The sequence below is a fragment of the Actinomadura chokoriensis genome (assembly GCF_039529475.1).
In the GTDB taxonomy this organism is placed as follows: Bacteria; Actinomycetota; Actinomycetes; order Streptosporangiales; family Streptosporangiaceae; genus Spirillospora; species Spirillospora bangladeshensis.
The window spans coordinates 1-13,572 of sequence record NZ_BAAAMW010000018.1 but is presented as its reverse complement, the minus strand read 5'-3'; the positions used below and the strand labels follow the sequence as shown (position 1 = coordinate 13,572).

The window sequence follows — 13,572 nt, the reverse complement described above, 5'->3', positions numbered from 1 at the left end:
CATTCTGCTGTGGGCGTACGAAGAACCAGGTTGGGAACGCCAGCGTCGGGTTAGATGTTGTCCTAAGTACCGACCCCGAGCATGAGGAAGGTGCCGTGACTGGAGCCCTTGCCCCAACCAAGCCGTTGACCGTCGCCGACCGATGCGACCGCTGCGGCGCCCAGGCCTACGTCCGAGCTGTCCTTGTAGGCGGCGGCGACCTTCTGTTCTGCGCCCACCATGGACGCAAGTACGCAGAGGCGCTCCGTGCCAACGGGGCCGACATACAGGACGAGTCCGACCGGCTCATCGAAAGCCCGGCCACCGCGTCCCCCGAGGAGCGGTAGTTCTCCCAAATAGAAACCCCAGGGACGGCGGTCACCCGAGACGGTGGCCGCCGTTCGCATTTCGCCCGTTCGACCCTTTGCGGAGCCGAATCAGGTCAACTTCACAGAGTCATTGTTCGACTACATATTGTCACTAGATCCGGTCGTTCCTTGTGACGCCGATCACTGATACCACGCACTTCTCACCTGCCGGTGACATTCTTCACTCGGTAGTGATAGCCCCCGGCCTCCGCGAAGCCCTCGGACGCGTACATCGCCCTGGCCGGGGCGTTCCGTTCGACGACGACCAGGTACGCCGACTCGCACCCCTGCTCGCGTCCCCAGCCGAGGAGCGCCCGCAGGACGCGGCGCCCCAGGCCCCGCCTGCGCGCCTCCGGCGCGACGGCCATGGCGTAGATGCCGAGCCACTCCCCCTGCGGGACGCCGCGGCCGACGGCGACGCCGTCCAGGGAGGCGTACCCGGCCGGCACACCGGTCAAAATCTTCTCCGCCATCGGCAACTGGTGGTCGTAGCGGCCGTCGACCGACCACCACAGGTCGAGCCAGCCGCTGGAGGGCGCCTCGGCGATCTCCACGCCGTCCCGCTCGTAGGGGCCGGACAGCTCGGTCGCCATCGCGATCGTCGGATCGACCAGTTCGTAGCTGCGCTCCTCCAGGAGCTCGTCGATTCCCTGGGGCCGCGCCTGGGCGTCCACCGAGAACACGGTGGGGAGCCCAAGCTCGGTGTAGAAGCGCTCAGCGCGCTCAACGGCCGCACCCACGTCCCCTGGGTCGCCCCAGGGCAGGACTGAGTTGGCCCGCTTGGTCACCCCGTCGGCATGGCGCAGCAGCCAGCCGCCCATATCCTTGGTGGACGGCGCGGGCCATGCCCCGGCGACGAGTTCGCCCAACCGTGCTTCCAGGGAACGCGCCATCTGTCACCGCTTTCGGGGGGATCGTGCACATCCTGCTGCCGCCGTCGGAGAAGAAGGCTACCGACGGGGACGGTCCGCCCCTCGACCTGGCCTCGCTGAGCTTCCCGGAGCTGAACCCGGTACGGAAGCGCGTCCTGTCGGCCCTGGGCAGGGCCTGCAAGCGGAAGGACGCGGCAGACGTCCTCGCCCTGCCGCCCGGCCAGGCGGACGACGCGCTGGCCCGCAACAAGGTCCTGCACGAGGCCCCCACGCTGACGGTCGCCCGGCTCTACACCGGCGTCCTGTACGACAACCTCGACCTCCCCGACCTGGACGCCGGGTCCGCGGCCGAGCAGATCATCGTCTTCTCGGGCCTGTGGGGCGCGCTGAGGCTCACCGACCGCGTCCCGCCCTACCGGCTGGCCATGGCGGTGTCCCTGCCGCCTGCGGGCCGCCTGGGGACGCTGTGGCGCCCGGCGATGCGCAAGGCACTCCCGCAGGACGGCGACCTGGTCGTCGACATGCGCTCCGGGCCGTACGCGTCCGCGTGGAAGGCGCCGCAGCCGGCCGTCGCCGTCCGCGTGTTCCGCGAACGCCTCGTCGGCGGCGCCCCCAAACGGACGGTCGTCAGCCACATGGCCAAGGCCGCCCGCGGACGGATCGCGCACGACCTCCTCAAGGCGGGTGCCGCGCCCCGCACCCCCGAAGAACTCCTCAAGGCCGTCGCCGACCTCGGGCACACGGTCGAGCTGAACGGCCCCAACCTCGACGTCATCCTGCACGACTGACGCCCCGGCACCCGCTACCGAACGCACGAAGAACAGGACCCCGCGCGTAGGCGCAGGGTCCTGTTCTTCGTTGGAGCGTCGGCCCGCCGGGTCAGTCCAGGTAGTCGCGGAGGACCTGGGAGCGGGACGGGTGGCGCAGCTTCGACATGGTCTTGGACTCGATCTGGCGGATGCGCTCGCGGGTCACCCCGTACACCTTGCCGATCTCGTCCAGGGTCTTCGGCTGGCCGTCGGTGAGGCCGAACCGCATCGACACCACGCCGGCCTCGCGCTCGCTGAGCGTGTCCAGGACGGAGTGGAGCTGCTCCTGCAGCAGCGTGAAGCTGACCGCGTCGGCCGGGACGATGGCCTCGGAGTCCTCGATGAGGTCGCCGAACTCGCTGTCGCCGTCCTCGCCCAGGGGCGTGTGCAGGGAGATGGGCTCGCGGCCGTACTTCTGGACCTCGACGACCTTCTCCGGGGTCATGTCGAGCTCCTTGGCCAGCTCCTCCGGGGTGGGCTCGCGGCCCAGGTCCTGGAGCATCTGCCGCTGCACGCGGGCCAGCTTGTTGATGACCTCGACCATGTGCACCGGGATGCGGATGGTGCGGGCCTGGTCGGCCATCGCGCGGGTGATCGCCTGCCGGATCCACCAGGTGGCGTACGTGGAGAACTTGTAGCCCTTGGTGTAGTCGAACTTCTCGACGGCGCGGATCAGGCCGAGGTTGCCCTCCTGGATGAGGTCCAGGAACAGCATGCCGCGGCCGGTGTAGCGCTTGGCCAGCGAGACCACCAGGCGGAGGTTGGCCTCCAGGAGGTGGTTCTTGGCGCGGCGGCCGTCCTCGGCGATCCACTCGAAGTCCTCGAGGTCCTCCTCGGACATCGCGGGACCGGAGACGGCGAGCCGCTCCTCGGCGAACAGGCCGGCCTCGATGCGCTTGGCGAGCTCCACCTCCTGCTCGGCGTTGAGCAGCGGGACCTTGCCGATCTGCTTGAGGTAGTCCTTCACCGGGTCGGCGGTGGCGCCGGCGGCGGCGATCTGCTGGGCGGGCGCGTCCTCGTCGTCGTCGCCGAGGGTGAAGCCCTCCTCCTCGGCCGGGGCGCCGTCGGCGCCCTGCTTGCCGGCGGGGGCGGCCTTCGCGGCGGGCGCGGCCGGGGCGGCCTCCTCCTCGTCGGCCTCGGACTCCTCGACCTCGGCGGCCGTGTCGTCCTCCAGCTCGACGTCGAGGTCGGCGAGGTCCTCGTCGAGGTCGACCTCGACCTCGTCCTCGACCTCGGGGTCGGCGCCCTTCTTCGCCGGCGCCGCCTTGACGGGCGCGGCCTTCACGGCGGCGGCCTTCTTGGCGGGCGCGGCCTTCTTGGCCTTGGCGCCCTTCGCGCCCTTGGCGGGCGCGGCCTTCTTGGCCGCGGGCCTCGCGGCGGCCGGACGCGGCTCCGCGGCGGCCTCCTCGGGCGCCTCGTCGCCGACGACGGCGGTCACCGTGTCGGGCTGCTCCTTGGCGGCGGCCGCGGTCTTCGGCCTGCGCGCCGCCGGCGTCGCGCGCTTGCGCGGACGCTTGGGCGCCGCGGAGTCGGCAGCGCTCACCATGACGGTCACACCCTCCTTGCTGAGGCTCCGCAAAATGCTGGAGGCCTTCGACACGGGGATGTCGGCCTCCTCGAACGTACGGCGTACGTCGTCGGCTTCGAGGTAACCCTGGGACCGTCCACGCTCGATCAGTTGCGCGATGACGTGATCGTGCAGATCCGACGCTTTCGAGGTCGAGCTAGCAGGCGACACAAATACCTCTCGAACGAACGTGTGGCTTGGTTGACCCAAGTGCCCTGACGGGCCCGGCCTCACACTGGGTGGGACCACACACGGAGCGGACCACCGGTGCGGGACCGCAGCGTACCCGCTCTGTCTGGGTCAAGCATTCTGGCACTGCTGCGCGTTCCACCCTGAAGTCCTACCCGGTAACTCTCCACCTTAGAGGGCGCCGGGCGGTCCTTCGAACGTGCTACTCCGTCTTCACGCGGTCTCAGGCGGATTTCACGCGGGCTCGGGCGGGACGTGCAGGGCGAGCACGGTCACATCGTCCACCTGCTCATATCCGGCAAGCATCCGATCGACCAGGAAGTCGACGACTCTCTCGGGATCTCCTACCACTTCAGGTGGGGCGTCCGCGGCCACGGCGACCAGCTCGTGCAGCCCGGCGTCCACCCCACGCCTACGGTTCTCCACAAGTCCATCGGAATAGAAGACCACAGTGTTGCCGGTTTCGATGGAAAAACTTGTCTGCTGCCGCTGGCTGGGCCAGCCGAGCGGCGTTCCCGGCTCCAGCGTGCTGACGCGCGCGGGCTCGTCCGGCGAGATCAGCAGGGGCGGCGGGTGGCCCGCGTTGCTGAACTCCCCCTGCCCGGTCTCGGGGTCGATGACCACGTACGCGACCGTGGTGAACTGCTCCTCGTCCTCGGTCGCGCTGAACAGCCGGTCGAGGCCGGCCAGGACCGCGGCGGGGCGCGGATCGTTCAGCGCGAGCGCGCGCAGGGCGTTGCGGACGCGGCCCATTCCGGCCGCGGCGAGCACGCCCTTGCCCATGACGTCGCCGACGGCGACGGCGAGCCGGTCGTCCGGCAGGCGGAACACGTCGTACCAGTCGCCGCCGACCTGGACGTGCCGGGTCGCGGGGTTGTAGCGGGCGGCCAGCACCATGCCCGGCAGCTGCGGCAGGTCGCTCGGCAGGAGGCTGCGCTGGAGCTCCTCGGCGGTCTTGTGCTCGCGCTCGAACAGCAGGGCGCGCTCGACGGCCAGGGCGCACTGCCCGGCCAGCGCCTCCAGGAAGACCCGCTCCTCCTCGGTGATCTCCCGGGGCCGGGTGAAGGAGAAGCGCAGGGCGCCGATCGGGGCGCCCGCCGCGAGCAGCGGCAGGCCCACCCAGGCGCGCTCCTCGGTGTGCTGGGCGAACAGGTCGCGCTCGCCGTGCCCGAGCTGCAGGCGCAGGCTGTCGGGGTGCTCGGCCAGGAACGGCCGGCTCTCGCGCACCGCCACCGACATCACGGTCTGGTCACTGACCTTGATGTCGTCGCGGGAGGGCGGGCCGGTCTCGCCCTCCCCCTGCTGGGACGGCGCCACGATGCTGAGGCGGAGCTTGTCGTCGTCCAGCAGCGCCACGGCCGAGTAGTCGGCGCCGATGGCGGACCGTCCGACCTCGGTGATGACCTGGACGACCTGGGAGACGGTCAGGGCCTCGGCGAGCATCGAGGTGGCCTGCTGGAGGCGCGCGGTGCGCAGCGCGGCCGCCGACAGCTGCTCGGTCAGCCGGCCGCGCATCTCCTCGGCCTCGCGCTGGCCGGTGACGTCGGTGTTGGCGCCGACCCACTCGATCACCGCGTCGCCCTGCCAGATCGGCACGGCGCGGACGTCGAAGTGCCGGTAGGTGCCGGTCTTGGTGCGGATCCGGTAGTTGGTCTCGAAGACCCGGTTCTCCTCGACGCAGTCGTGCCAGGCGGCCTCGATGCGCGGGCGGTCCTCCGGGTGGACCACCGACAGCCAGCCGCCGACCGCGTAGTCGTCCGGCGTCTGCCCGGTGATCGCGCGCCACTCGGGCGCGTCGTCGATCACGCCGCCGCCCGGCGCCGCGACCCACACCACCTGGGCGCTGGCCTCCACGAGCGAGCGGTAGCGCTGCTCCTTGCGGCGGATGACCTCCTCCGCGCGGCGCCGCTCGGTCACGTCGAGCGCCGTCAGGACGACGCCGAGGTGCTCGCCGTCCCCGTTCCGGGCGGGCAGCCACGTGCACGCCAGGATGCGCTCCTCGACGGCCGTGGCGACGCCCGAGGCGTCCTCGGGCGCCCCGGCCTCCCGGCCCGGGACCACGAGGTCCAGGTCGCTGACCGGGCGGTCCTCGTCGGCCACCTTCCGCAGGGCCGTCTCGAACGCCGCGGCCAGCGGCTCGGGCAGCACCTCGGACGGTCTGCGCTTGTGCAGCTCGCGCACGGGCACGCCGAGCAGCCCGGCGAGCGCGTCGTTGGCCCTGCGGCAGCGCAGTTCGCGATCGAAGAACGCCAGCCCGCCGGGGGCCTCCTTCAGCAAGGTCGCGTACAGCGCGGCGTCGGACGCATCCATGGGCTGCCCCTCCACCCCTGAGACGCGGGGATGCGGGACGGACGTCTCGGTGCTCAAGGACAACACCTCCGCCCCAGAGGGTCCCGTACCGCGCGGCAAGTTTTCATCACTATGAGTGAATGGGAGCAGGCTAGCGCTCCCGCCTCCATCACAACACCGGTCGGAGTCAGGTATTCATCATCCCGATGGTTCGCCGTGTACGGAAGCCCTGCTGAACATCCTTGTCCCTCCGGCCTCGGGCGAACACGTCGGATTCGGACACCGTCGCAGGCGGACGCGGGAGGCGGCCGCCCGGGACGGCGAGTAGAAGATGTTACGGCCCCGGGCCGTGACGGCGCGTCAACTCGCCCACGCCGGGTGTGTCTTCCCCCTCGGCGGCTCCTTGGCGGCCCTACTTGGCGGACTTGGCCGCGGCCTTCTGCTCCTGCTTGAAGGCCCGCACCTTGGCCAGGGACTCGGGGCCGGTGATGTCGGCCACCGAGCGGTGGGAGCCCTCGTCGCCGTAGGCGCCGGCCGCCTCGCGCCAGCCGTCCGGGCGGACGCCGTACTGCTTGCCCAGGAGGGCCAGGAAGATCTGCGCCTTCTGCTTGCCGAAGCCCGGGAGGGCGTTGAGGCGCTTGAACAGCTCCTTGCCGCTGTCGACGCCCTTCCACACCCGCTCGGCGTCCCCGCCGTAGTTCTCCACCAGGTACTGGCACAGCTGCTGGACGCGCTTGGCCATCGAACCCGGGTAGCGGTGGACGGCCGGCTTCTCCGACAGGAGCGCGGCGAACCGCTCCGGGTCGCAGGCGGCGATCTCGTGCGCGTCCAGGTCGTCGGTGCCGAGCCGCTGGGCGATGGTGTAGGGGCCGGAGAAGGCCCACTCCATCGGGATCTGCTGGTCGAGCAGCATGCCCACCAGCGCGGCCAGCGGGCTGCGTCCGAGCAGCTCGTCGGCTTCCGGACGCTGTGCGAGGTGAACCTTCGTGGCCATGGGGCCAGCTTAGGGCGCCCCCGAGATCTGTCAGAAGTCTTACGTGCGCCGCCGGGCGCTGGCGGCGCCCGGCCCGCGGTGCTCGAATGGAGCGGTGAGCGAGGAAGAGCGGGCGGAGGGCAGCCCCGTCGGACGGCGGGTCGTGCTCGGGATGCTCGGCCTCGGCGTAGCGGGGGTCGCCGTGGGAGCGTCCGTCCAGGACAAGGTGAGCAAGGCCCTGGCACCGGTAGGACCCATCGGGGACGTGCTACCGGCCGCCGGAGGGTTCCGGTACTACAGCGTCGCCTACGGCGTGAAGCGGCACAGCGCCGCCACCCACCGGGTGACCGTCGGCGGCCTCGTGGAGAGGCCGCGGGCGTTCCGGCTGGCCGATCTGGCGCGGCTCCCCCAGACCGTCCTGGACCGCGACTTCCAGTGCGTGACGGGCTGGCGTGTTCCGGACGTGCACTGGGTGGGCGTCGCCCTGCCCGACCTGCTGGACGCGGTCGGCGTGTCACCGCAGGCCACCGCCGTCAAGTTCACGTCGTTCGACGGGGTCTACACGGAGTCGCTGACGCTGGAACAGGCGCGCCGCAAGGACGTGCTCGTGGCGACCCAGATGGACGGCAAACCGGTCACCCACGACCACGGCGGGCCCACGCGGCTCTATGTGGCGCCCATGTACGGCTACAAGTCGCTCAAGTGGCTCGGCGGCATCGAACTGACCGACAAGGTCGAGCCGGGCTACTGGGAGAACCTCGGCTACGACGTGGACGCCTGGGTCGGGCGGTCGAACGGGCGTGACGATGCCCCGACATGACATGCACCGCCGGGAGACGCACGGGTGGCTGGTGCGGTTCACGCGGGCCGAGCGGTCGATCCACCACGTGACCGCGCTGCTCATGCTCGCCTGCCTGCTGACGGCCGCGCTGCTCTACCTGCCGGTGCTGTCGACGCTGGTCGGCCGCAGGGAGATGGTCAAGACCGTGCACGTGTGGTGCGGGTTCGCTCTGCCCGTGCCGATCGTGCTGGGGCTGCTGTCCCGGGCGTTCAGGGCCGATCTGTCGCGGCTGAACAGGTTCGCTCCGCACGACTGGGAATGGCTCAGGCGCGGCGACCGCAGGGCCGTGCGGAACGGGCGCGGGATCCTGCCGGTGGGCAAGTTCAACGCCGGGCAGAAGCTCAACGCGGCGTTCACGGCGGGCGCCGTCCTGGTCATGCTCGGCACCGGCGAGATCATGGCGTTCCCCGGGCCGTGGGGCGACCGGTGGCGGACGGGCGCCACGTTCGTCCACGACTGGCTCTTCCTCCTCATCGCCGTGGTCACGGCCGGGCACCTGTGGGAGGCCCTGCGGGACCGGGACGCGCTCACCGGGATGCTGACCGGGCGGGTCCGCCGCGACTGGGCGGCGCGCCACCACGCCGCCTGGGAGGACCGGGCGGGCCGGGCGGGCCGGGCCCGGGCGGACCGGTCCGGCACCGGGACGTCGGCCGAAGCCGGTCCAGAATTTGCCGAACGCCGCCCCGACATGTCTTGACTCTCCCCGCAAAAGCGCTGGAATGGGACATCGAGGCGGGGTTTCCACGGAGGCTTCCGCCAGGGTCGGCCCGTGCCGCGCTCCGCCTCGGCCGGCGGCGTCCCCGCCCGCCGGAACCCCGTGCGCGGAGGTGTGCGCAAGATGCCTGCACTGGCCGATCACCGGAGCGAGACCCGCGACGCGCTCGCACAACGGCTCTGCGACGAGTTCGCCACCTTTCCGTCGGAGGCGGTCCGGCGGTGCGTGTCCGACGTCCAGGCGTGCATGGCCCACCTGGGGCTGGAGGCCACGCCCGCCAGAGTCGAGCGGATGGCGCGCGAGCATCTCACCGGAGTCCTGAAATCGGAGCCGCCGTCCGGGCGCGTCCCCGGCGGAGGCGCGGACGGCTGAGCGGCCGAGCGACCGAGCGGCCGCCCGCGCGGATGCGGATCTTCGGCCATGTCCTGGACATCGTCCGCGCGGGATCTGAGAGGCTAGGAGGGTGAGTCCCCGCAGCCCCAGCCGCTCCTCCGGGGATCCTGCCCGGGACGGCTCCCACCCCCCGGACGAGGTCTCGGCGATTTTCGACGGCATGCTCCGGCACGCCCGCGAACTGCTCGCCGTGCGCAGCCCCCTGGACGCCGAACTGATCGTCAGCGAGATCCTCGGCTCCTGGTGGGGCCACCGGGTCCCGGGCGGCGACGTCGAGGAGGTCATCGGCGAGGCGCTCGCCGACTACGCGGCCGCCGCCGGGACGCCCGCCGCGCTGGCGCTGCTCACCGGGATGGCCTACATGGGCACGCCCCGGCAGGCGGCCAAGGCCGAACGCGCGGCGCTGGAGCTGATGGCGGGCGGCGTCGGGCGGCCGGGATGGGCCGACCGCGTGGGGATGGTCGAGCCCGAGGGGTGCTTCGTCTCCAGGGACGTCTACGGCGACCAGGACTCCATCGTCTGCACCTACACCTACGGCGGCACCGAGCGGCACGCCCTGGTCATCGTGGTCGACCGCACCAAGGCCGGGGCCGTCCGGCCGTCCGCCGACCCGTTCGGCCCCTCCGCACCGGCCGCACCGCCGCCGGTGAGCGGGATGGTCCGGGACGCGTGGGTCTCCTCCCGCGTCGACACGCTCCTCGACAACTGCCGGCGCGAAGGCCGCGACAACCCGCTGATGCGGTTCGAGGAGCTCGACCCGCGCGATGCCAAGGCGCTGCTGCAGAGCGCCCTGGAGCTCACCGACGGCATCGACGACCCGCCGGTGAACGAGAACTTCGGGTCCTACCACGCGTTCGTGCGCGCGCGGGTGGACATCCTCCCTCCGGGCGGGCGGCTGCCCCAGCCGCCGGTGTACGGGCGCGACAGGCGGGCGACGATCGCGGCCCGGTTCCTCGCCTCGGACGAGGCCGAGGGGCTGTCGGACCTCTCGGCCGCGAGCCGGTGCGCGGACCGCATCATCGACTACGGCTGCACCCACGACTTCGGCCGGCCGCTGCGGGTCTCGCCGGTCAAATGCGAGATGTTCCTCCTCGACTGGCTGCCGAGGAAGGTTCTGCTGTCCCCGTCGGAACAGGAAGCGGTCCCCCACGTGCTGGCCGCCTGGGTCCGGTGGGCGGGCAAGCGCACCGGCCTTCCTGAGGAGGGCATCAGGGCCACCTTGGACGCCCTGTGGGACGCGACGGCGAAGTTCGCCGAGGCCTACCGCGACCCGGCCGCGTTCGGCCTCGACCGCGACCTCGTCGCCCGGCTGCTCCCCGACGGCGACCTCGAAGCGCTCCCCCGGCGCGCGTTCGCGATGCCCTTCCTGTCGGGCACCCACCGGAGGTCGGGCAGGCACGGGTTCATCAACCTGTCGAAGCTGGACCCGGCCGATCCCGACGACCGCCGCGCGATCCTGGAGTTCGAGCACCCGGGGGCCGACGAGGCGCACCTCGAAGCGCACGAGGCGCTCGCGGAGATGCTGTGGCACGGCCGCCCGCCGCAGCTGTGGACCACCGCCCAGGCGCTGCTGGACGTCGGGTACGAACGGCACGAGATCCTGCATAAGCTCATCGGCGTCATGGACCGTTCGGGGGACGATCCGGACGCCCTCCGCGAGGCCCTGCGTGTGCTGCGTCACGAACCCCCGCCCGGGTGAACTCCCGGTTTGCGCGCGGCGCCCCCTGCGACAATCATCGGGACCCGGGCATGGTCTCGCCGGGTCTCGGGGGCCCGCGGGGCCGGCCCCCGGTCGTAGGGAGTGATCTTGTTGGAGTGGTCCGAGTTCGCCCGGCGGCTGGGACGTGAGCTGGCGGGGCTCGAGCGCGACACGATCCTCATCGTGCGCGAGCGGGATGAGAGCCGTCACTACGTCCAGGCCATGCGCGAGCCCGACCGGCTCTATGCCGAGGCCGTGAGCAACAACTTCCTGGACGGGCCGCTGCTGCTGACGCTGGCCGACGAGGAGGTCATGAGCGACGCGGGCTGGCGCCCGCCCGCCGACCCCGCCCCGCGCAACTGGTGGACGGAGCTGCCGGAGGCGGGCGTCCCCGGCGGGATGCTGAGCGTCACCGACGGCGACTACTCGCGGCTGGCCGACGTGATGGTCACCGCCCTGCGGGACGTCCAGGGCGTCCGGCGCCCCTCCGACCTCGTGTACGAGTCGTTCCACCGGCACGGGAACGGCCTCATCGAACTGCTCGACTTCGGTATCGACGTCGCCGACCCGTCGCGGGTGAAGCAGCGGCGGGGCACGTCCGGCGGCGCCCTGTCCGGGACGGGCCCCCTGCCGGCCGGTCTCCCCCCGGCGGGGACCCCGATGCCGCTCTCGACGGAGGGCGTGCCGGGCGCGGACGCCGATCTCCTGGAGCCCCGGCTGGCCGAGGCCAAGGCGAACGGCGACAACACCACCTACTTCACGCTGCTGGAGAGCGCCGACCTGGTGCTGCCGGCGAGCGCCTCCGCCGTGGAGGACCCCGACCGCGCGGAGTTCCCCACCATCGCGATCGGCGGCGACACCTACGTCACCGTGTTCACCTCTCCGGGCGCGCTGGCGCGCACCGGCGACCGGCATCCCGGCCTGTACCGCCGCACGTCGTTCGCGCGGCTCGCGTCCGGCTGGCCGGACCCGGCCTGGCGGGTGGCGATCAACTGGGGGCTGCCGAGCGAGGTGCTGCTCGACTCGTCCGTCCTCGGGCGGCTGACCGGCGGCCGGGACGCGGCGCCCCCCGCCGCCGGGCCGGACGCGCCGAACCCGTACGGGACGGTCGACCCGCACGCCCTCTCCGGGCCGAACCCCGTCGCGGGCGGCGCGCCCCCCGGTCTGAACGGCTCGGCGTTCGGCGCGAACGGCGCGGACCCCGGTGTGAACGGCGCGGGCCCCGGCGAGGACGGCCCCTACGACGACTCGCACACGGCGATCGACCCGTACACGGCGGCGGACCTGAGGGCCGCGCTGGAGGCCGGGTCCGCGGAGCCGGCGGCGCGCGAGCCCGCGCCGCCGCTGGGCGCGCCGGCCGACAAGCCGGCGGGCAGGGCGCCGGACGACCCGCCGCCGAGCGACCCGCCCCCGATCGGCCCGCCGACGGCCGACCCGTTGACGGCCGTCCCGGCGCCGAGCGACCGGGCACCGGAGCGGACGCCGGACAGGGCGCCCGACCGTGCGCCGTCCAGGGCCCCGGTCCCCGAGCGGAGGCCCGCGGGCGCGCCGATGAGGCTGCCCCACGGCACGCGCCTCTGGCGGTCGGCGGGTGACGGCGACGAGACGCCGCTCGCGGTGTACGACGCCATCGGCGGCGTCTGGGCGCCGGTGCGGGCGGACGCGGTTCCGGCTCCCTGGGCCGAGTGACGCGCCGTTCGGCTACCGTCGAGTCGGCTACCGTCAAGTACGGAATCCTCGCCCCGCGGACGTGAAAGTGGATCCCGAGTGGACTGGAACGACTTCTCCAAACGGCTGACCCTGGAGCTTTCGCGGCTGCCGGTCAAGTCGTTCCTGATCGTGCAGGGCCCCAGCGGGCTGCCCTACGTCCAGGCGATGCGGTCCGAGGGCGTGCTGGACGCGGAGTCGGTCGGCAGCGCGTTCCTGCCGCGCCCGCTGGCGCCGCGGCAGGAGCGGCGCCTCAGGACGCTCGGCTGGGAGCCGCCGGACGAGGAGGAGCGCAAGAACTGGTGGGACCGGTTCACCTGGCGTGACCGCGGCGGCCGCGCGACCTCCGAGTACCTGGAGGCGTGCGCGATGCTCGCCGGGCAGATGGTCGGCGCCTTCCGCGACGTGTACGGCATCGAGTCGCCGCTGGAGCTGGTCTACCAGGCGAGCAAGGCGGGCCCGGACGGCGGGCCGCTCGCACTGCCCGGCCTCGGCATCCCGCTGGCCGTCCCGGAGGACGAGCGCCGTTCCGCGGCGAACGCGGCGCGGGCCGCGCGTCCGTCCGGCACCGCCCTGGAGACCGCGCTCACCGACGCGCGGGAGAGCGGCGACCAGCACGGCTACCTGGAGATCCTCGCGCGCGCGACGCTGTACCTGCCGTCGCCGGGCGAGCCGACGGCGGCGGGGCACCAGTTCGCCACGGCGCAGTTCGGGGACGGCACGTTCGTCCTGGCGTTCACCTCGCCCGAGGCGATGGACCGCTCCCTGCAGGGGCAGGCCGTCCACCACCGGGAGGCGTCGCTGGCGGAGCTGGCCCGCCACTGGCCGCACCCCGAATGGCAGCTCGCCGTCAACCCCGGCCTGCCGAGCGCCTGCTACCTCGACGCCAAGGCGCTCCTCGAACCGGAGGAGCCCCGGAGGCGCGCCACGCCCACGCCGCCGGTCCCGACGGACGTGCACGTGGCCGGGCCCTCCACCCGCACCCGGACCCGGGGCGTCAAGCCGCCGCGCGGCGGCGCCGGCCGGCAGGCGCCCAGGGCGCCGCAGCGGCCCGAACCGGCGCCCGGCCGACCGGAGGCGTCCCCAGCCGCCGCCGCGCCGCCACAGGCGCCCACAGACCCGCGCGGCGGCTCCGCCCCGCCGCGTCCGCCCGCGCGGGCACCGCCGGCGC

Annotated in this window: 12 protein-coding genes; 8 read left to right on the top strand and 4 right to left on the bottom strand. The window is 72.8% G+C overall.

The window, feature by feature from the left end; translation table 11 throughout:
- Positions 1-95 precede the first annotated feature (95 nt).
- Positions 96-326, top strand: coding sequence for a DUF7455 domain-containing protein (locus ABFX46_RS30535; RefSeq protein WP_346047383.1), 231 nt, complete (start codon positions 96-98; stop codon positions 324-326).
- Between the two features lie 182 nt (positions 327-508).
- Here ABFX46_RS30535 and ABFX46_RS30530 read toward each other — a convergent pair whose 3' ends face one another.
- Positions 509-1,216 carry a GNAT family N-acetyltransferase gene (locus ABFX46_RS30530; RefSeq protein WP_346047382.1) on the bottom strand — a complete coding sequence of 236 codons (708 nt, stop codon included), beginning with the start codon at positions 1,214-1,216 and terminating at the stop codon, positions 509-511.
- A 47-nt stretch (positions 1,217-1,263) separates the two neighbouring features.
- Between ABFX46_RS30530 and ABFX46_RS30525 the strand changes: the two genes are divergently transcribed.
- The gene (locus ABFX46_RS30525) at positions 1,264-2,007 is read left to right on the top strand and encodes a YaaA family protein (protein WP_346047381.1); all 744 of its coding nucleotides are present in this window, start codon (positions 1,264-1,266) and stop codon (positions 2,005-2,007) included.
- 91 nt (positions 2,008-2,098) lie between these two features.
- Here ABFX46_RS30525 and ABFX46_RS30520 read toward each other — a convergent pair whose 3' ends face one another.
- The 3 genes from ABFX46_RS30520 to ABFX46_RS30510 all read right to left on the bottom strand — a co-directional run bounded on the left by ABFX46_RS30520 (position 2,099) and on the right by ABFX46_RS30510 (position 7,067).
- Positions 2,099-3,766, bottom strand: a complete 1,668-nt coding sequence (locus ABFX46_RS30520; RefSeq protein WP_346047380.1) for an RNA polymerase sigma factor — start codon at positions 3,764-3,766, stop codon at positions 2,099-2,101.
- Positions 3,767-4,018: 252 nt separating this feature from the next.
- The gene (locus ABFX46_RS30515; RefSeq protein ID WP_346047379.1) at positions 4,019-6,151 is read right to left on the bottom strand and encodes a SpoIIE family protein phosphatase; all 2,133 of its coding nucleotides are present in this window, start codon (positions 6,149-6,151) and stop codon (positions 4,019-4,021) included.
- Between the two features lie 334 nt (positions 6,152-6,485).
- Complete coding sequence (locus ABFX46_RS30510; RefSeq protein WP_346047378.1) at positions 6,486-7,067, bottom strand: HhH-GPD-type base excision DNA repair protein; 582 nt, start codon at positions 7,065-7,067, stop codon at positions 6,486-6,488.
- A gap of 94 nt (positions 7,068-7,161) precedes the next feature.
- On the opposite strand from ABFX46_RS30510, the gene ABFX46_RS30505 reads away from it, so the two are divergent.
- The 6 genes from ABFX46_RS30505 to ABFX46_RS30480 form a co-directional block, all read left to right on the top strand.
- Complete coding sequence (locus ABFX46_RS30505; RefSeq protein ID WP_346047377.1) at positions 7,162-7,866, top strand: molybdopterin-dependent oxidoreductase; 705 nt, start codon at positions 7,162-7,164, stop codon at positions 7,864-7,866.
- A complete protein-coding gene (locus ABFX46_RS30500; protein ID WP_346047376.1) occupies positions 7,853-8,584 on the top strand; it encodes a cytochrome b/b6 domain-containing protein in 732 nt (243 codons plus the stop codon). The genes ABFX46_RS30505 and ABFX46_RS30500 overlap by 14 nt, the downstream gene beginning before the upstream one ends.
- Before the next feature lie 141 nt (positions 8,585-8,725).
- Positions 8,726-8,974 carry a hypothetical protein gene (locus ABFX46_RS30495; RefSeq protein WP_346047375.1) on the top strand — a complete coding sequence of 83 codons (249 nt, stop codon included), beginning with the start codon at positions 8,726-8,728 and terminating at the stop codon, positions 8,972-8,974.
- Between the two features lie 181 nt (positions 8,975-9,155).
- Entirely contained in the window at positions 9,156-10,694 is a 1,539-nt protein-coding gene (locus ABFX46_RS30490; protein WP_346047374.1) for a hypothetical protein, read from the top strand.
- Positions 10,695-10,802: 108 nt separating this feature from the next.
- Positions 10,803-12,383, top strand: coding sequence for a TY-Chap domain-containing protein (locus ABFX46_RS30485; RefSeq protein WP_346047373.1), 1,581 nt, complete (start codon positions 10,803-10,805; stop codon positions 12,381-12,383).
- A 78-nt stretch (positions 12,384-12,461) separates the two neighbouring features.
- Positions 12,462-13,572: SseB family protein (locus ABFX46_RS30480; RefSeq protein ID WP_346047372.1), on the top strand; the 1,111-nt coding region annotated here is incomplete at its 3' end.

Bases quoted from the DNA above. Each gene is read 5' to 3' on its own strand.
- ABFX46_RS30490 (WP_346047374.1), top strand. From the start codon at position 9,156: ATGCTCCGGCACGCCCGCGAACTGCTCGCCGTGCGCAGCCCCCTGGAC.
- ABFX46_RS30495 (WP_346047375.1), top strand. From the start codon at position 8,726: ATGCCTGCACTGGCCGATCACCGGAGCGAGACCCGCGACGCGCTCGCA.
- ABFX46_RS30510 (WP_346047378.1), bottom strand. From the start codon at position 7,067: ATGGCCACGAAGGTTCACCTCGCACAGCGTCCGGAAGCCGACGAGCTG.
- ABFX46_RS30500 (WP_346047376.1), top strand. From the start codon at position 7,853: ATGCCCCGACATGACATGCACCGCCGGGAGACGCACGGGTGGCTGGTG.